Source organism: Eudoraea sp., from assembly GCF_049665975.1.
GTDB lineage: Bacteria > Bacteroidota > Bacteroidia > Flavobacteriales > Flavobacteriaceae > Eudoraea.
Map to the genome: position 1 here is coordinate 1 of NZ_JBATGR010000299.1, position 2746 is coordinate 2746.

Sequence of the window (2746 nt, forward strand, 5' to 3'; positions counted from 1 at the left end):
CTGGATTCTCTGGGCATAGTTCCTGATCTAGTCATTGGAACCAGCATGGGGAGCGTCGTCGGGGGTTTATACGCTATGGGCTATTCTGGCGATAGCATTGCCAGTATTGCAATGAGTGCTAATTGGGATCATCTTTTAAGCGGCAATATTTCTTTATCTGATGTGAGTGTAGAAGAAAAAAGTGAATTTAAGAGATATCTGGTGGATCTGGATTTAAGAAAAGGGAAACCTAAATTAAACTCGGCCCTAATAAATGATCAGAACCTTAGAGAATTTTTATCCATTCTCACTTACCCGGCATACCAAATCAATGATTTTGATAATCTCGCAATACCCTACAGGGCCATAGCGACTGATATAGTAAATGGAAGGGAAGTAATAATAGAGGGAGGGTCCTTATTAGTAGCTATGAGGGCAAGTATGTCTATACCTAGTATTTTTAAACCAATGCCCTATGAAAACACATTATTAGTTGATGGTGGTATATTAAATAATTTTCCTGTGGATGTTGCTAAGGACATGGGGGCAGATATTATAATAGGAAGTGATGTTGGTGGCGGTATGGCACCTAAAGAAAATTTAGATAATTTAGGCACTATTTTGTTTCAAACCGGCATGTTGGCGAGTAATCTTAAGAATCCTGAGAATCGTGAATTATGTGATATCCTAATAGATCATATCCCGAATTTGACTTATTCCACAGGAGATTTTGCAAAAAGTAAGGAGATATATGAAGAAGGTAAAATCGCGACATTACAAAATATGGATGCCCTGGTAGCAATCGCAGATGAATTAAAGGATTATCCAAAAAAAAGTCATGAACTTCCAGAAATAAATCCTGAATTTGTTTTAGATACCATAATCTACAAGAATATCAGCCGTGAAAACCTGGATCTGGTAAAGGCCCGAACTAACATTAAGCAATATAAAAAATATACTCCCAAAGAATTTATTAAAGGGATGAACAGGGCAATGGGAACCAATTTATTTAATCAAATTACGTACGCCCCAATAATTCTTGATACTAAAGTTGGGATTGTAATCGACGGTTTGGAAAAGTCCAGGCACCAGGTAAAAGGATCCCTGCACTATGATGCATACCGCGGTGTGGGTTTGATTCTGAATTATACCGGAAGAAATGTAATAGGAAAGTCATCCCGGTTTCTCGCAACTCTGGATGTCGCCGAACAACCTCACTTTAGAGTTCAGTACCAGAAAAACTTTGGGGAATTAAAAGAATGGTGGTGGCGATCTGAGCTTTACGGGGAACAATTGATACAAAAAGTATATGTAGAAGGCAATGCCACAGATAACATGAAATCCAGATACTTTCTATATGATAATGAAATAAATAAAAACATTAACTCTTTACAAAGTTATGTTGGAATTGGGATCAACTATAATTACACCGAAATAAAACCTACAGTTGATCCGGATATTGATGATAATATTTTGTCACTCCATGATTATTTTTCTAATAATGTAGAAGTCTATGCCCACTATTTGCGCAATACATTGGATGATGTTTTCTTCTCAACTAAAGGTTCTTTCTTAAATGCTAGAGTTGGTAGATCTTTAATAAATGATGTTAATCTTTCCTTTAGTGATAATTTAACTGCTGATATAAATGGAAATACTAACGGATTTACAAAAATCAATGTGGCGTTTGAGAAAAGAATTCCTTTTCAATCCAAATTAACCGGGATTTTTGGTGCCTCATTTGGTTTTATTTTTGAAGATCAGCTGCAATCCAATGATGTCTCCTTTACAGAATTCGGTTATGCCGCTAAATACTTTTTAGGCGGAAATATCCTAAGTTCGAATAAAGATAGTTATATATTTTCCGGGTTGCGAAATGATGAATTGAATGTAAATCAATTCATTAAATTAAATCTCGGTCTTCAATTAAATCCCTTAAAAAAAGTTTTTGTTACACCACACTTTAATATTGCTTCAGTTGGTTTTGGTGATTTTTCCGATTATATAAAAAATGCCTTTTCTCCAAACGGAGAGTGGCAAGAGATTATGGAGACAAGCTTGCTTATGTCTGCTGGTGCAACCTTCTCTTACAAGTCACCCCTGGGACCTCTTAATTTTGATGTGTCCTGGGTAAATAATATAGATAAAGTAAGGCTGACCTTTAGCGTTGGATTTCCTTTAAATCGTTCAAATTGATTTTATTAATTATACCTGAATCGGTCTTATTTTTCCTTTCCGTTTCGCTTAATTAATTCTGTATGGCCATCAGAGGTGGATCCAAAGAAGACATCCAGAAGTTTGGAAGACCAAAGGGGCAAATTTACTCCAGACGATTTAAAAGATGTGGATGACGTCTTTGAGCGTATCGCTTATAAAAGATAAGTATAATACAACTCAAGAAGAAGTCAACGAGCAAATAAAGAGCTTTATGTAGGATAAGATTTAGATCAGAATTGGTGTATATTTAACACAAGTAAGTCTGGAGATCAGTGCCAGGACTATTAACTCTTTGGTTTAAATGAGACTATTACCATCTCTTTTAATCTTTAAAACATAATTTAAATTACTAAGGTAAACTACAAAAAAATGGCTGTTGTCTGGCAATTTGCAATTATAGAATTGGATAAGAAAACACTATTTACCGGTGTTATTTTGGAAGAAATTCCATTTGTATATCAGAAACAAATAAGCAAGTTCCGTAATTTACAGAAATTAATCCGTTCCTATTTCATTCCGCGTGCTGTTAACCAAAAAATAACTATTAGGA

The 2746-nt window shown here is 35.1% G+C and carries 2 protein-coding genes; both read left to right on the top strand.

The features are described 5' to 3' along the window. Positions 1–2175, top strand: a 2175-nt coding sequence (locus tag WBN20_RS10570) for a patatin-like phospholipase family protein (RefSeq protein WP_424281654.1), incomplete at its 5' end; no start/stop codon positions are given. 390 nt (positions 2176–2565) lie between these two features. Then, a partial coding sequence (locus WBN20_RS10575; protein ID WP_424281655.1) for a hypothetical protein occupies positions 2566–2746 on the top strand: 181 nt, incomplete at its 3' end.